The 14,622-nt window shown below is 56.2% G+C and carries 13 protein-coding genes; 7 read left to right on the top strand and 6 right to left on the bottom strand.

Annotation, left to right across the window (positions count from 1 at the left end):
• Nucleotides 1-186 precede the first annotated feature (186 nt).
• On the top strand, nucleotides 187-1,908 hold the full coding sequence (locus tag IAE27_RS06110; RefSeq protein ID WP_154022464.1) for an alpha,alpha-trehalase: 1,722 nt from the start codon (nucleotides 187-189) through the stop codon (nucleotides 1,906-1,908).
• A gap of 103 nt (nucleotides 1,909-2,011) precedes the next feature.
• Here the strand turns inward: IAE27_RS06110 and emtA are convergent, their stop codons facing one another.
• Nucleotides 2,012-2,623: a membrane-bound lytic murein transglycosylase EmtA gene (emtA, locus tag IAE27_RS06105; protein ID WP_016808276.1), complete on the bottom strand. Its 612-nt coding sequence runs from the start codon at nucleotides 2,621-2,623 to the stop codon at nucleotides 2,012-2,014.
• Between the two features lie 95 nt (nucleotides 2,624-2,718).
• Here emtA and ldcA point away from each other — a divergent pair, with 95 nt between their 5' ends.
• Both ldcA and IAE27_RS06095 read left to right on the top strand, forming a co-directional pair.
• A complete protein-coding gene (gene ldcA, locus IAE27_RS06100) occupies nucleotides 2,719-3,633 on the top strand; it encodes a muramoyltetrapeptide carboxypeptidase (protein ID WP_105890437.1) in 915 nt (304 codons plus the stop codon).
• A 92-nt stretch (nucleotides 3,634-3,725) separates the two neighbouring features.
• Nucleotides 3,726-5,459, top strand: a complete 1,734-nt coding sequence (locus tag IAE27_RS06095) for a potassium/proton antiporter (protein ID WP_154022463.1) — start codon at nucleotides 3,726-3,728, stop codon at nucleotides 5,457-5,459.
• 16 nt (nucleotides 5,460-5,475) lie between these two features.
• Here the strand turns inward: IAE27_RS06095 and dadX are convergent, their stop codons facing one another.
• Nucleotides 5,476-6,546, bottom strand: coding sequence for a catabolic alanine racemase DadX (gene dadX, locus IAE27_RS06090; protein WP_108704918.1), 1,071 nt, complete (start codon nucleotides 6,544-6,546; stop codon nucleotides 5,476-5,478).
• A gap of 12 nt (nucleotides 6,547-6,558) precedes the next feature.
• The gene (locus IAE27_RS06085) at nucleotides 6,559-7,857 is read right to left on the bottom strand and encodes a D-amino acid dehydrogenase (protein ID WP_004103245.1); all 1,299 of its coding nucleotides are present in this window, start codon (nucleotides 7,855-7,857) and stop codon (nucleotides 6,559-6,561) included.
• A 320-nt stretch (nucleotides 7,858-8,177) separates the two neighbouring features.
• Between IAE27_RS06085 and IAE27_RS06080 the strand changes: the two genes are divergently transcribed.
• Nucleotides 8,178-9,710 (top strand): SpoVR family protein, encoded by a 1,533-nt coding sequence (locus tag IAE27_RS06080; protein WP_004103247.1) that lies wholly within the window; start codon nucleotides 8,178-8,180, stop codon nucleotides 9,708-9,710.
• A 59-nt stretch (nucleotides 9,711-9,769) separates the two neighbouring features.
• Here the strand turns inward: IAE27_RS06080 and fadR are convergent, their stop codons facing one another.
• A complete protein-coding gene (gene fadR / locus IAE27_RS06075; RefSeq protein ID WP_004103249.1) occupies nucleotides 9,770-10,489 on the bottom strand; it encodes a fatty acid metabolism transcriptional regulator FadR in 720 nt (239 codons plus the stop codon).
• A gap of 245 nt (nucleotides 10,490-10,734) precedes the next feature.
• Between fadR and nhaB the strand changes: the two genes are divergently transcribed.
• The 3 genes from nhaB to IAE27_RS06060 all read left to right on the top strand — a co-directional run bounded on the left by nhaB (nucleotide 10,735) and on the right by IAE27_RS06060 (nucleotide 13,395).
• Complete coding sequence (gene nhaB / locus IAE27_RS06070; protein WP_200092163.1) at nucleotides 10,735-12,273, top strand: sodium/proton antiporter NhaB; 1,539 nt, start codon at nucleotides 10,735-10,737, stop codon at nucleotides 12,271-12,273.
• 130 nt (nucleotides 12,274-12,403) lie between these two features.
• On the top strand, nucleotides 12,404-12,934 hold the full coding sequence (gene dsbB / locus IAE27_RS06065; RefSeq protein WP_004103253.1) for a disulfide bond formation protein DsbB: 531 nt from the start codon (nucleotides 12,404-12,406) through the stop codon (nucleotides 12,932-12,934).
• A 116-nt stretch (nucleotides 12,935-13,050) separates the two neighbouring features.
• Entirely contained in the window at nucleotides 13,051-13,395 is a 345-nt protein-coding gene (locus IAE27_RS06060; protein WP_004103255.1) for a DUF1971 domain-containing protein, read from the top strand.
• Between the two features lie 9 nt (nucleotides 13,396-13,404).
• On the opposite strand, the gene IAE27_RS06055 is transcribed toward IAE27_RS06060, so the two are convergent.
• Both IAE27_RS06055 and IAE27_RS06050 read right to left on the bottom strand, forming a co-directional pair.
• Complete coding sequence (locus IAE27_RS06055) at nucleotides 13,405-13,851, bottom strand: YcgN family cysteine cluster protein (RefSeq protein WP_004103257.1); 447 nt, start codon at nucleotides 13,849-13,851, stop codon at nucleotides 13,405-13,407.
• A 94-nt stretch (nucleotides 13,852-13,945) separates the two neighbouring features.
• Nucleotides 13,946-14,605, bottom strand: coding sequence for a fumarylacetoacetate hydrolase family protein (locus IAE27_RS06050; RefSeq protein WP_004103259.1), 660 nt, complete (start codon nucleotides 14,603-14,605; stop codon nucleotides 13,946-13,948).
• Nucleotides 14,606-14,622: the final 17 nt, after the last annotated feature.

Raw genomic sequence — 14,622 nt, 5'->3', positions numbered from 1 at the left:
ACCATACAAGACAGCACTGTTTTAATCGCCAATATTTTGTCGGCGCGGAACAGAGCGATGCCCGGTAAATACTCTGTTTTCACTTAAAATGTTACCTCGGACACGCGCAGCGGCGGATATTCGTCTAAGGTTTTCTGATGGCCGAATGCAGTGGCACATAGTCTGCAATGATAAGGAGAACAATTTATGACGAGTCCGGTTTCCCGTCGCCCCGCAACCCTTCGTCTGGCGCTCGGGGGCGCATTTGTCGCTCTGGCGACGCTGACGGCTCAGGCTGAAGAGACCCGCCCTATCCCGCAATCGCCCGATATCCTGCTCGGGCCGCTGTTTAACGACGTGCAAAGCGCCAAACTTTTCTCTGACCAGAAAACGTTCGCTGACGCCATCCCTAACGGCGATCCGCTGATGATCCTTGCCGATTATCGTATGCAGAAAAATCAGACCAGCTTTGATTTGCGGCACTTTGTCGAGCTTAACTTTACCCTGCCTCAGGAAAACGACCAGTACGTTCCGCCAAAAGGGCAAACCCTGCGCCAGCATATCAATGGACTCTGGCCAGTGCTGACCCGCAGTACCGTTGAAGTAGAAAAATGGGATTCGCTGCTGCCGCTGCCAAAACCTTACGTGGTGCCCGGCGGACGCTTTCGCGAAGTCTATTACTGGGATAGCTACTTCACCATGCTTGGCCTGGCTGAGAGCGGCCACTGGGATAAAATCGAAGATATGGTGACCAACTTTGCCGCCGAGATCGACGCCTGGGGTCATATTCCCAACGGCAACCGCACTTACTATCTGAGCCGTTCGCAGCCGCCTTTCTTCCCGTTTATGGTTGAACTGCTGGCCACCCATGATGGCGACGAGGCACTCAAGAAATGGCTGCCGCAGATGGAGAAAGAGTACCAGTACTGGATGGATGGCGCTGAGGCGCTTCAGCCCGGCAGCGCCAGCAAGCGCGTGGTGCGCATGGCCGACGGCGCGCTGCTCAACCGCTACTGGGATGATAACGACACGCCGCGCCCGGAATCCTGGCTGGACGATGTGACCACCGCCAAAAATAACCCCAATCGTCCGGCGACTGAAATCTACCGCGATCTGCGCTCTGCCGCGGCATCCGGCTGGGACTTTAGCTCACGCTGGATGGATAACCCGCAGCAGCTCGGCACTATCCGTACCACCTCTATTGTTCCGGTCGATTTAAACTCGCTGATGTTCCATATGGAAAAAGCCATCGCTCGCGCCAGCAAAGCGGCGGGAGATTCGACCAAAGCCGCGAAGTATGACGCGTTAGCCAATGCCCGCCAGAAAGCGCTGGAAAACTACCTGTGGAATGATAAAGAGGGCTGGTACGCCGATTACGACCTTAAAAGTCATAAGGTGCGCAATCAGCTGACCGCCGCGGCGCTGTTCCCGCTGTACGTCAACGCCGCCTCCAGCGAACGCGCTGCGAAAGTCGCCGCCGCCACCGAAACGCGGCTACTTAAGCCCGGCGGCCTGACCACCACTACGGTGAATAGCGGCCAGCAGTGGGACGCCCCCAACGGCTGGGCGCCGCTGCAGTGGGTCGCGGCGGAGGGTTTGCAAAAATATGGCCAGCAAAAAATCGCGATGGAGGTAAGCTGGCGTTTCCTGAGCAACGTCCAGCACACTTACGACAGCAAACAGAAGCTGGTGGAAAAATATGATGTCAGTTCGACGGGAACCGGCGGCGGAGGCGGCGAGTATCCGCTACAGGACGGCTTTGGCTGGACCAACGGCGTCACGCTGAAGATGCTGGACCTGGTGTGCCCGAAAGAGAAGCCGTGCGATTCCGTGCCTACCGCGCGCCCGGCGGCGAATGACGATATCGGCTCGGCGCAGCCTGCCGCGCATCAGCCTGCTGCGGTTGAGGAGAAAAAAGCCGCGCAGTGAACCTTCGCGCGGCGGAACTCCGCCGCGCGTCTTTCTCACTTTACTGTCCCTGAATCGGCTGGGCTGATGACCCCCGGCAAGCTAAGCCAGTGGGGAGCGCCCGTTACATGGCGTCCAGCGCTTTCTGCAGCTTCCAGATATAGCGCGGGGCCTGCGGTGCCGGATGTTTCTTCACCACGTGCTCAAAGAAATCATCGGCGTCCATATCGTTAATCTCCTCAATCGCATCCTGGCGATTAGACGAGAAGGTGCGCAGCAGCGCGCCCGCGCCGTTGGCGTAGGAAACCACCACCGCATAGCGCATCACCTGCGGATCTTTAATCCCCGCCAGCGGACCGTTCTCGAGAATGCTAAGGTAGGCCGCCCCCATAGAAATATTACGCTCGGGATTTTTCAGTTCGCTCACCGAAGGATCGCCGCTCCAGCCCATCCGCCGGTAAACATCGCGCCCGGACGTTGAGGGTTTCAGCTGCATCAGGCCAACCGCGCCGGATTTGCTGACCACCGTCGGGTTGCCGCCGGATTCAATGGCGATAATGGCGGTAATCAGCTGGGGATCAACGCCCCACGCCGCGCCAGCTTTTTCGCTGATTGGCATCCACTGCATCGCCCGCTTAACCGGGACTTCCGGATTCCACGGCGGGTTACGATAATCGTGTTTTGAACTACAACCGGCCAACAATACAAATAAAAAAACACACCATCTCAATTTCACACATCTATCCTTATTGGCTGAAGTTTGCCGCACGGAGATGACAATAAACGCTCCAGGCGGCATGATAACCCTTTCATTCTTAGCAAGGAATTGTCATGTCTCAGTTTTATCTCATCGCCCCCTCCGGCTATTGCATCAACCAGGAGGCGGCGAATCGCGGCGTGCAACGTCTGCAGGAGGCCGGGCATCAGGTGGCGCACCAGGAAGTCATTCCCCGCCGGGCGCTGCGCTTTGCCGGGACTGAGAACCAACGCCTTGCCGATATTAACCAGCTCGCCGCCCTCGACGGCAAAAACCGTATCGTGCTGGCGGTACGCGGCGGCTACGGCGCGACTCGCCTGCTGCCGCAAATTGACTGGCAGGGGCTCATTGCCCGTCAGCAGCGGGATCCGCTGCTCATTTGCGGCCACAGCGATTTCACCGCCATCCAGATGGGCCTGCTGGCAAAGGGTAGCATAATCACTTTTAGCGGGCCGATGCTGGCGGGAAACTTTGGCGCCGAAGCGCTTAATGAATTTACCGAACACCATTTCTGGCAGGCCCTGCGCAACCCGACGTTTACGCTTGAATGGCACGGCGAGGGGCCCGACTGTCGCACCAGCGGCACGCTATGGGGCGGCAACCTGGCGATGCTGACCTCGCTTATCGGTACCCCGTGGATGCCGAAGATTAGCGACGGGGTTCTGGTTGTGGAGGATATTAACGAGCATCCCTTCCGCGTTGAGCGTATGCTCTTGCAGCTGCTTAATAGCGGTATTCTGGCGCGCCAGCGAGCGATTATCCTCGGCAGCTTTACCGGCGCTGTCGCCAACGACTACGATGCCGGATACGATCTGCCGATGGTATACGACTACCTTCGCCAGCAGCTTAACATTCCGGTCATCAGCGGCCTGGATTTTGGCCACGAGCAGCGCACGGTCACCCTACCGCTTGGCGCCAGAGCATTGCTGGTCAACAACGCCTCTGCCACGACGTTGAGCATCAGCGGCCACCCGGTACTGACAGAATAAAAATTCCTCTAACGCATATCCTGATCGGCGTCGGATTGTTAAAATGGTGTAGTTTTTAATTTATCTTCACGCCGGTAAGGAGTACGTCAACATTGGACGCCGCTGCGGTCATCAGTCTGTTTATCCTGGGTTCTGTTTTAGTAACCTGTAGCATCTTATTAAGTTCCTTTTCCTCACGCCTCGGCATCCCGATTCTGGTTATCTTCTTAGCCATTGGGATGCTGGCGGGTATTGACGGTATCGGCGGCATTCCGTTTGACAACTACCCTTTCGCCTACATGGTAAGTAACCTGGCGCTGGCGGTCATTCTGCTTGACGGCGGGATGCGCACCCAGGCCAGCTCCTTTCGCGTAGCGCTTTGGCCCGCGCTGTCGCTTGCCACGGTCGGGGTGTTAATTACCTCGGCCCTGACCGGACTCATGGCGGCCTGGCTGTTTAAACTCGACCTGATTGAAGGCATGCTGATCGGCGCGATTGTCGGCTCGACGGATGCCGCAGCGGTGTTCTCTCTGCTCGGCGGAAAAGGGCTAAACGAACGCGTCGGCTCAACGCTGGAAATTGAATCCGGCAGCAACGACCCGATGGCCGTGTTCCTGACCATTACGCTTATCGAGATGATTCAGCAGCATGAAACCGGCCTGAGCTGGATGTTCCTGGTGCATATCGTCCAGCAGTTTGGCTTAGGTATCGCCATCGGTCTCGGCGGCGGCTATCTGCTGCTGCAGATGATTAACCGCATTGTGCTGCCCGCCGGGCTTTACCCCCTGCTGGCGCTGAGCGGCGGGATCATGATTTTCGCCGCCACCACCTCGCTGGACGGCAGCGGCATCCTCGCGGTCTATCTGTGCGGCTTCCTGCTGGGCAACCGGCCGATTCGCAACCGCCACGGCATTCTGCAAAACTTTGACGGGCTGGCGTGGCTGGCGCAGATCGCCATGTTCCTGGTGCTCGGCCTGCTGGTCACGCCGTCAGATCTGTGGCCCATCGCCATCCCGGCGCTCATTCTGTCGATGTGGATGATTTTCATCGCCCGTCCGCTGTCGGTATTCGCCGGCCTGCTGCCGTTTCGCGGCTTTAACCTGCGCGAGCGCATATTTATCAGCTGGGTGGGTCTGCGCGGCGCGGTGCCGATTATTCTTGCCGTCTTTCCGATGATGGCGGGCCTGGAGAATGCGCGCCTGTTCTTTAACGTGGCTTTCTTCGTGGTGCTGGTCTCGCTGCTTTTACAGGGTACGTCGCTCTCCTGGGCGGCCAAAAAAGCCAAAGTGGTGGTGCCACCGGTCGGATCGCCCATCTCACGCGTCGGGCTGGATATCCATCCGGAAAATCCGTGGGAGCAGTTTGTCTATCAGTTGAGCGCGGAGAAATGGTGCGTCGGCGCGGCGCTGCGCGACCTGCATATGCCGCCGGAAACGCGGATTGCCGCGCTATTCCGCGATAACGCTCTGCAGCACCCTACCGGCAGCACCCGCCTGCTGGAAGGCGATATTCTCTGCGTGATTGGCCGCGAACGCGATTTACCCGCGCTGGGTAAACTGTTCAGCCAGTCGCCGCCGGTGGCTCTCGATCAGCGCTTCTTCGGTGATTTTATTCTCGATGCCAGCGCCAGGTTCGCCGACGTGGCGCAGATTTACGGCATTGACGGGGGAGAAGAGTTTCGCGATCGTCAGCAGTCGCTGGGTGACGTCATACAGCACCTGTTAGGCGCCGCCCCGGTTGTCGGCGACCAGGTGGAATTTGCCGGCATGGTGTGGACGGTGGCGGAAAAAGAAGAGGATCACGTTCTGCGGGTTGGCGTACGGATGGCGGAAGATGAGGCGGAGTGATCCGCCTCGCTTCAGGTTACACTGTCACAACCGGCACGCGCGGCGCAAGGGCGCACATTAATTCATATCCGACGGTGCCGCAGGAGGCTGCGACATCGTCAATTTTGACCTCTTTGCCCCATAGCTCGACCGGCGCGCCAATGCCTGCCTGCGGGCAGGTTGTCAGGTCCACCGCCAGCATATCCATTGAGATACGCCCGACCGTTACGGTGCGGACGCCATCAACCAGCACCGGCGTTCCGCTGGGCGCTAAGCGCGGGTAGCCGTCGGCATAGCCGCAGGCAACGATGCCGATTCGCCGCTCCTCGGTCGTGCGCCAGGTTGCGCCGTATCCAACCGCTTCACCGGCTTTCAGATTCTGCACGGCGATAATTTCGCTGCTTAGCGTCATGACCGGTTTCAGCCCGGTATTGGCCACATCCTGCCACTGGCCGGAAGGTGAAGCGCCATAAAGCACGATCCCCGGCCTCACCCAGTTAAAATGCGACTCCGGATGCCACAAGGTGGCCGCCGAGTTCGCCAGCGAGCGCGGGCAATCCAGCCCTTCCGCCGCCTGCTCAATGCGCCGCATCGGCTCCGCGATGCCATCCGGATTTTCGGCTTCGGCAAAATGCGACATCAACGTCATTTCACTGACGTTGCTGAGCGCTCGCAGCTGCTGCCAGACGATGTGCAGACGATCCGGCATAAACCCCAGCCGGTTCATCCCGCTATTCACCTTGACGTAAATATCAAGCGGCGCATGCAGCTTCGCCTGCTGAAGGGCCTTAATTTGCCAGTTACTGTGCACGCTGGTGGTCAAGCGGTATTTATCAAATAACGCCAGCTCATCGGCATGAAAAAAGCCTTCCAGCATCAGTATCGGCCCTTTCCAGCCCAGCTCACGCAGCAGTATCGCCTCTTCAAGATTGAGCATCGCGAAACCGTCTGCGGCGCTAAGCGCATTCCAGACCCTTGCCAGACCGTGGCCATACGCATTGGCTTTGACCACCGCCCACAGGCGCGAGCCGGGCGCCGCGCGGCGAACAATTTGTTGATTCTGGCGTAAGGCTGACATATCAATGCTGGCCTTTACAGGACGAGACATGAAAGCTCCTTGTTAATTGTGAACGCCATGCAGATGCTGAGCGCGGGCCGGCGTAAAGCCGCGTCCGTAGCGGGCGACGGCAAGATCGTCATACGGGATCGCCGGCGTGCGTCCGGAGATCAGGTCGCTAATCAGCTGCCCTGAACCACAGGCCATGGTCCATCCCAGCGTGCCGTGGCCGGTGTTGAGCCACAGATTTTTATACCCCGTACGCCCCACCACCGGCGTACCGTCCGGAGTCATCGGACGCAGTCCGGTCCAGAAGGTTGCCTGTTCAACGTGGCCGCCGCGGGGGAACAGATCGCGCACGACCATCTCCAGGGTTTCACGCCGCGGCTGCAGCAGTTCTTTATTAAATCCAACAATTTCCGCCATTCCGCCAACGCGAATACGCCTGTCGAAACGGGTGATGGCGATTTTGTAGGTTTCATCAAGGATAGTCGAAACCGGCGCGCCGTCCTCTTCCGCGATGGGGATCGTCAGCGAATAGCCTTTCAGGGGATAGACCGGAATATCCACCCGCCCTTTCAGCATGGCTGTCGAATAGGATCCGAATGCCATAACGTACGCATCGGCTTTAATAATTTCAGCGCCGCACTTCACACCCGAGATGAGATCCCCTTCATAGAGCAGTTCATCCACCGGAGTATTAAAACGGAAAGTCACGCCCGCCTGCTCCGCCATTCGGGCCAGACGAGTGGTGAAGAGCTGGCAGTCGCCGGTTTCATCATTAGGTAAGCGCAAACCGCCCGTGAGCTTATGGCTCACTTCTGCCAGCGCCGGCTCAACTTCCAGCAGGCGATTCGCTTCCAGCAGCTGGTAAGGCACGCCAGCATCCTGCAGCACCGCAATATCGCGGGTCGCGTTCTCGAACTGCTTGTCGGTGCGGAATAGCTGGAGCGTACCACCCTGGCGCCCTTCATACTGAATACCGGTGCTCTCGCGCAGCGCTTTCAGGCAGTCGCGGCTGTACTCGGCCAGGCGCACCATTCGTCCTTTATTTTCCATATAGTGGCGAGTGTCGCAGTTGCGCAGCATCTGCCACATCCATTTCAGCTGGAACTGGGTGCCATCCAGACCGATAGCCAGCGGAGCGTGGCGCTGGAACATCCATTTAATCGCCTTCAAGGGGACGCCCGGCGCCGCCCAGGGCGCGGCGTAGCCGGGGGAGATCTGCCCGGCGTTAGCGGCGCTGGTCTCTTCGGCCGGTCCCGGCTGACGGTCGATAACCGTCACTTCATGTCCTGCCTGGCTTAAATACCAGGCGCTTGCGACTCCTACAACCCCACTTCCCAGTATGACGACGCGCATAGCGGCTCCGTAATCGTTAAAGAACAATCATCTGATTACAAATTGATAACTCAGATGAAAATATTATTCAACATACGCTTTATTTATGGTGACTTATCTCACAGGATTCTGCGCCAGCGCTGACCCCGTCGCTTTACCATCTCCTGCTGCTCCTCATTTTTCTACAGAATAAAATTCTGATTAAAGCGCAAAAAAGCGCCTTTAAGATTGTGAAATCGCGAAGAAAGGAAATGCGGATAGACGCAGTTTGCGACGCCGTGTTCTATGCTTGTTTAGAGGTTTTCCGTACAGAGAGAACCATCAACAACGAGGGCGCGCTAATGGCTACGATTGATTCCATGAACAAGGACACAACCCGTTTAAGCGATGGACCCGACTGGACTTTTGAGCTGCTGGAGACCTATCTGGCAGAAGTCGACCGGGTGGCGAAGCTGTACCGTCTTGACACCTATCCGCACCAAATCGAAGTCATTACTTCCGAACAGATGATGGATGCCTACTCCAGCGTCGGGATGCCGATTAACTATCCGCACTGGTCGTTCGGTAAAAAATTCATCGAGACCGAACAGGCCTATAAGCACGGCCAACAGGGGCTGGCTTACGAAATCGTCATTAACTCCAACCCCTGTATTGCCTATTTGATGGAAGAGAACACCATTACCATGCAGGCGCTGGTGATGGCGCACGCCTGCTACGGGCATAACTCGTTTTTCAAAAATAACTATCTCTTTCGCAGCTGGACCGATGCCAGCTCAATCATTGACTATCTCATCTTCGCGCGGAAATACATCACCGAATGTGAAGAGCGCTACGGCGTTGATGAAGTTGAAAAACTGCTCGACTCCTGTCATGCCCTGATGAATTACGGCGTTGACCGCTATAAACGCCCGCAAAAAATCTCGCTGCAGGAGGAGAAGGCGCGGCAAAAAAGCCGGGAAGAGTATCTGCAAAGCCAGGTGAATATGCTGTGGCGCACGCTGCCGAAGCGAGAAGAGGAAAAAACCATCGAAGCCGCGCGTCGCTACCCTTCTGAACCGCAGGAAAATCTGCTCTATTTCATGGAGAAAAACGCGCCGCTGCTGGAGCCGTGGCAGCGTGAGATCCTGCGCATCGTGCGCAAGGTCAGCCAGTATTTTTATCCGCAGAAGCAGACTCAGGTGATGAACGAAGGCTGGGCGACTTTCTGGCACTACACCATCCTGAATCACCTTTATGATGAAGGTAAAGTGACGGAGCGCTTTATGCTGGAGTTCCTGCACAGCCACACCAATGTGGTGTTCCAGCCGCCATACAACAGCCAGTGGTATAGCGGTATTAACCCCTACGCGCTGGGGTTCGCCATGTTCCAGGATATCAAACGTATTTGTCAGTCGCCGACGGAAGAGGACAAATACTGGTTCCCGGATATTGCCGGCTCTGACTGGCTTGAAACTCTGCACTTCGCGATGCGCGACTTTAAGGATGAAAGCTTTATCAGCCAGTTCCTGTCGCCAAAAATCATGCGCGACTTCCGCTTCTTCACCGTGCTGGATGACGATCACAACAACTATCTCGAAATATCCGCAATTCATAATGAAGAGGGATATCGTGAGATTCGTTCCAAACTTTCAGCGCAGTACAACCTGAGCAACCTCGAGCCAAACATTCAGGTATGGAATGTGGACCTGCGCGGCGACCGCTCGCTCACCCTGCGCTACGTGCCGCACAACCGCGTGCCGCTGGATAAAGGCCGCCGTGAGGTGCTTAAGCACGTTCACCGCCTGTGGGGATTTGACGTTCTTCTGGAGCAGCAAAACGCCGATGGCAGCGTCGAGTTGCTGGAACGCACCCCGCCGCGGCAGAACCCGCTGTAGCCGTTGAAAAGCAAAACGCCCGGTGAAAGCACCGGGCGTTTTTTATTCATTACGTGGGCTTAACGCATATTAATCGCTAAGTCGCCCGGTAGATTCTTCTGCATACGATGCCAGATCTCACCGCTGTCGCGGCCGTAGCGGCGTACGATGTCATAAACCTGCTCATGCAGGCCCTCTTCACAAACTTTAGCCAGCTGATGATAGAAGCCGAGCGCCAGGCTGCGCGCTTCCGGATTGGCAAAATAGTGGCGACCGATACGGGTATATAAGCCTTTCATACCGTTGAGGATCAGACCATAGATGGGATTGCCTGAGGCAAACGCCAGACCGCGGAAGATATTGTAATCCAGCTCGGCAAACGCATCGGCGTGGTCTTCAATTTCACGCGCGCTCGCCAGTACCTCCAGCGCCTTATCCGGATGCTGACGGAAAGCGGTACGGATGAAAATGGTCGAAATATTGGTACGCACGGACAGCAGATTATCAATCAGCTGCGGTACGCTGTCATGGTCGAGACGCGCCAGGGTTTCGAGAATATTCAAACCTGAAGTTTCCCAGAAATTGTTCACCTTTGTCGGTTTACCATGCTGAATGGTTAACCAGCCATCGCGGGCCAGACGCTGCAACACTTCACGTAAGGTTGTACGGGTAACACCAATCAGTTCAGAAAGTTCACGTTCAGCGGGAAGAATTGAACCAGGGGGAAAACGGTTATTCCAGATACTTTCAATGATGTACTCTTCAGCGAAACCCGCAGGGCTTTGCGCCTTAATGACCATAATAAGATTTCCATTACACAGCGTTGCTATTCGACTCATCATACCAGAGCGGCCATAAGGCAGATAGCGCCAGAAAGTAATTAAAAAGGGATCGCCGTTTCATTTTCCACTTTTCATTTCACATTTTCTGTTGCTAAAGAATGTGATGCGAAGAAAGTTGCGTCTCGTTTTGCGCAACTGGTAATCTTGCGTATAGTTACGCATAAAATCATGTTTCAGAATTTGACGGAGAAAGGATGTCTGTCGTGGAAATGTCTTATGGCCGCGCCCTGTGGCGCAATTTTCTTGGCCAGTCCCCGGACTGGTACAAACTCGCTCTCATCATTTTCTTAATTGTTAATCCGCTGGTCTTTTATCTGCATCCGTTTATTGCCGGATGGCTGCTGGTTATCGAATTTATCTTCACCCTGGCGATGGCGCTCAAGTGCTATCCCCTGCTGCCAGGCGGCCTGCTGGCCATTGAAGCGGTATTTATCGGCATGACCACCCCGGGGCATATCCGCGAAGAGGTGGCCAGTAATCTTGAAGTCCTGCTGCTGCTAATGTTTATGGTCGCGGGGATCTACTTCATGAAGCAGCTGCTGCTGTTCATCTTCACCCGCTTGTTGCTTGGCATTCGTAGCAAGATGCTGCTGTCGCTGGCGTTTTGCGTCGCATCCGCTTTCCTCTCCGCCTTCCTCGACGCGTTGACCGTTGTCGCAGTGGTGATAAGCGTTGCCGTCGGCTTCTACGGTATTTACCACAAAGTCGCTTCGGCGCGGCCGGATGATGACAATATGCTCGACGACAGCCATATTGAGCAGCACTATCGCGATGTCCTGGAGCAGTTCCGCGGCTTCTTGCGCAGCCTGATGATGCATGCCGGGGTCGGCACCGCGCTCGGCGGCGTGATGACCATGGTCGGCGAGCCGCAGAACCTGATCATCGCCAAGGCGGCAGGCTGGCACTTCGGCGAATTCTTCATGCGTATGCTGCCGGTTAGCCTGCCGGTGCTGGTATGCGGACTAATCACCTGTCTGCTGCTGGAGAAATTCCGCCTGTTTGGCTACGGCGAACCGCTGCCGCCAACCGTGCGCAAAGTGCTACAGGATTTTGACGATCGCAGTCGTCAGGATCGCCTGCGTCTTATCGCTCAGGGACTTATCGGCGTCTGGCTGATTATCGCCCTTGCGATGCATCTTGCGGAAGTCGGCCTGATCGGCCTGTCGGTGATTGTGCTGGCGACAACGTTCTCCGGCATCACCGATGAACACGCTATCGGCAAAGCCTTCACCGAAGCCCTGCCGTTTACCGCCCTACTGACGGTCTTCTTTGCCGTGGTGGCGGTTATTATTGACCAGCACCTTTTTGCCCCGGTGATCGAGTTCGTTCTTCAGGCATCGCCGCACGCCCAGCTATCGTTGTTTTATCTGTTTAACGGTCTGCTGTCGTCGATTTCTGATAACGTCTTCGTCGGAACCGTCTATATCAACGAGGTCAAGTCCGCGCTGGAGCAGGGTACCATCAGTTTGCCGCAGTTCGAGCTGCTGGCGGTGGCGATCAATACTGGCACCAACCTGCCATCGGTCGCTACGCCGAACGGCCAGGCTGCTTTTTTGTTCCTGCTGACTTCCGCGCTGGCCCCGCTGATTCGCCTCTCCTATGGCCGGATGGTGTGGATGGCGCTGCCCTATACTCTCGTCCTGACCCTCGTCGGCCTGGCCTGCGTCGAGTTTACCCTGATGCCGGCCACCCAGTGGATGCTGGAGCACGGTTGGCTGGTGACGCCGCAGCTGCTGAAATAAAATCATCCATGCCCGGCTCAAAACGCCGGGCATTCCATATTCGTTTACGTAATATTTTCAGACTAGCTGCTGGCGTCGCTACGGTTTTCGTTTACACTGCCATGATTTAGCATGTTCCAGGGAAATGATTATGTTGCGATATTTAAACCAGTGCTCAAGGGGACGCGGTGCCTGGCTCCTGATGGCGCTAACCGCGTTTATTCTTGAATTGGTGGCGTTATGGTTCCAGCACGTGATGCTGCTGCAGCCGTGCGTACTGTGTATTTACGAGCGCTGCGCGCTATTTGGCGTGATGGGCGCAGGTATCGTCGGCGCCATTGCGCCAAAAACCCCTCTGCGCTACGTCGCGATTGTGATTTGGCTCTACAGCGCCCTGCGCGGGCTGCAGCTGTCATGGGAACACACCATGATTCAGCTTCACCCTTCCCCCTTCCAGACCTGCGATTTCGCCGCTCGTTTCCCAACGTGGCTGCCGCTGGATAAATGGCTGCCTCAGGTGTTTGTCGCTACCGGTGACTGCTCCGTACGCCAGTGGGAATTCCTGACGCTGGAAATGCCGCAATGGCTGGTCGGCATCTTCGCAGCCTATCTGGTGGTCGGTGTACTGGTGCTTATCGCTCAGCCGTTTAAACCTAAAAAGCGCGATCTGTTTGGTCGCTAAGACCGATTGTTCATAAAGCGCTCCTCCGGGAGCGTTTTTTTTGCCTGCGCGTTGACGTTGTCGCCATAAAGTTGCATATTAAATGCAACTTATAAATGTTAACTAAGGAGCACATGATGTCTCATTTGCGTATTCCCGCTAGCTGGAAGGTAAAACGCTCCACCCCATTCTTTACCAAACAGAACGTACCCGCCGCTTTGCTGACGCACCACAACACCGCAGCGGGTGTTTTCGGCCAGCTTTGCGTAATGGAAGGGACGGTAACCTACTATGGTTTTGCCGATGAACAGGCGACAGAGCCTGAGGCAAAAGTCGTTATCAATGCTGGCCAGTTCGCAACCAGCCCGCCGCAGTACTGGCACCGCATTGAGCTAAGCGACGACGCGCAGTTCAATATTAACTTTTGGGTTGCAGATGACGCCGACGGTGAAAGCGGACTATTCCACGCGAAGAAAGGCTAACTGCGCGCCTTACTGCGCCCAGTCCGGTTTATTCAGAATATGATCCTGCCAGTCAACCACGGTGGATTCTTTCACCGCAATATGGCGAACGGAGATGCGTTCGCCATGCATCGCCGCCTTCGAACCGGTTAACAGCGGATGCCAGTGCGGCAGCGGCTGGCCTTCCGCCAGCAGACGATAGGCGCAGGTCGGCGGCAGCCATTCAAACGTAGGCAGATTGTCGCGAGTTAGCTTGATGCAATCCGGCTCATACTCGAAACGGCGCTCATAGTTACGGCACTGGCAGGTTTTGATATTGAGCTGACGGCAGGCGACGTTGGTAAAGTAGATTTCGTCGGTATCTTCATCCATCAGCTTATGCAGGCAGCACTGACCGCAGCCATCGCAAAGTGATTCCCACTCCGCATCGCTCATTTCATCCAGTGTTTTTTGTTGCCAGAAAGGTTGTTCGCTCATTGGGATGTCCGTCATTGCAGTTCAGGGTGCACCTTATAACCACTCTGGCACGCCGATGCAAGTTTTGCCGCCCGGAGAAGGCGGCAAGCGGACGTTACAGCACGCGGGTAGTCAGCAAAAAGCCGTTAAAACCGACTTCCAGCTCGTCTCCGCTGCTCAGCGGCCCTACGCCTTCCGGCGTACCGGTCAGCACCACATCCCCGGCTTTCAGGGTAAAAAAGCGCGACATATAGGCGATGAGCGGCACAATCTTATGGATCATGTCGGCGGTCGAACCCTGCTGGCGCACTTCGCCGTTCACCTTCAGACTCAGCGGAGTACTCTGCGCGTCGCCGTGAAACTCGGCGGCGGGAATAAAGCCTGAAACAGGACAGGAGTTATCAAAGCCTTTGGCCTTCTCCCACGGCTGACCGGCCTTTTTCAGTTTTCCCTGCAGATCGCGCAGGGTAAGGTCCAGCGCCACGCCATAGCCAGCAATGGCTTTCAGGACATGATCTTCCGTCGCCTGGCGCAGCGTACCGCCAATCAGTACCGCCAGCTCAACTTCATGGTGCACCGACCCCAGCCCCTCAGGCAGCACCAACGGCTGGCGGATGTCGCATAGCGCCGTCTCAGGTTTAATAAACAGCACCGGCTCTTCCGGCGTCGCACTGCCCATCTCTTTGATGTGTTTTGCATAGTTGCTGCCAACGCAAACCACTTTGCTTACCGGATAATCCAGTAGCGCACCCTGCCAGTTATGATGTTGGTACATTATATTCCCTCTGTGGG

The organism is Klebsiella sp. S69 (genome assembly GCF_016516145.1).
GTDB lineage: Bacteria > Pseudomonadota > Gammaproteobacteria > Enterobacterales > Enterobacteriaceae > Klebsiella > Klebsiella oxytoca.
The sequence above is the reverse complement of the archived record's forward strand: the minus strand, read 5'-3'. Positions and strand labels throughout refer to the sequence as shown.

Excerpts from the sequence above, each read along its gene's own strand:
- dsbB (WP_004103253.1), top strand. The coding sequence starts at position 12,404 with ATGTTGCGATATTTAAACCAGTGCTCAAGGGGACGCGGTGCCTGGCTC.
- fadR (WP_004103249.1), bottom strand. The coding sequence starts at position 10,489 with ATGGTCATTAAGGCGCAAAGCCCTGCGGGTTTCGCTGAAGAGTACATC.
- IAE27_RS06050 (WP_004103259.1), bottom strand. The coding sequence starts at position 14,605 with ATGTACCAACATCATAACTGGCAGGGTGCGCTACTGGATTATCCGGTA.
- IAE27_RS06080 (WP_004103247.1), top strand. The coding sequence starts at position 8,178 with ATGGCTACGATTGATTCCATGAACAAGGACACAACCCGTTTAAGCGAT.
- IAE27_RS06110 (WP_154022464.1), top strand. The coding sequence starts at position 187 with ATGACGAGTCCGGTTTCCCGTCGCCCCGCAACCCTTCGTCTGGCGCTC.
- IAE27_RS06060 (WP_004103255.1), top strand. The coding sequence starts at position 13,051 with ATGTCTCATTTGCGTATTCCCGCTAGCTGGAAGGTAAAACGCTCCACC.
- ldcA (WP_105890437.1), top strand. The coding sequence starts at position 2,719 with ATGTCTCAGTTTTATCTCATCGCCCCCTCCGGCTATTGCATCAACCAG.
- dadX (WP_108704918.1), bottom strand. The coding sequence starts at position 6,546 with ATGTCTCGTCCTGTAAAGGCCAGCATTGATATGTCAGCCTTACGCCAG.
- IAE27_RS06085 (WP_004103245.1), bottom strand. The coding sequence starts at position 7,857 with ATGCGCGTCGTCATACTGGGAAGTGGGGTTGTAGGAGTCGCAAGCGCC.
- IAE27_RS06055 (WP_004103257.1), bottom strand. The coding sequence starts at position 13,851 with ATGAGCGAACAACCTTTCTGGCAACAAAAAACACTGGATGAAATGAGC.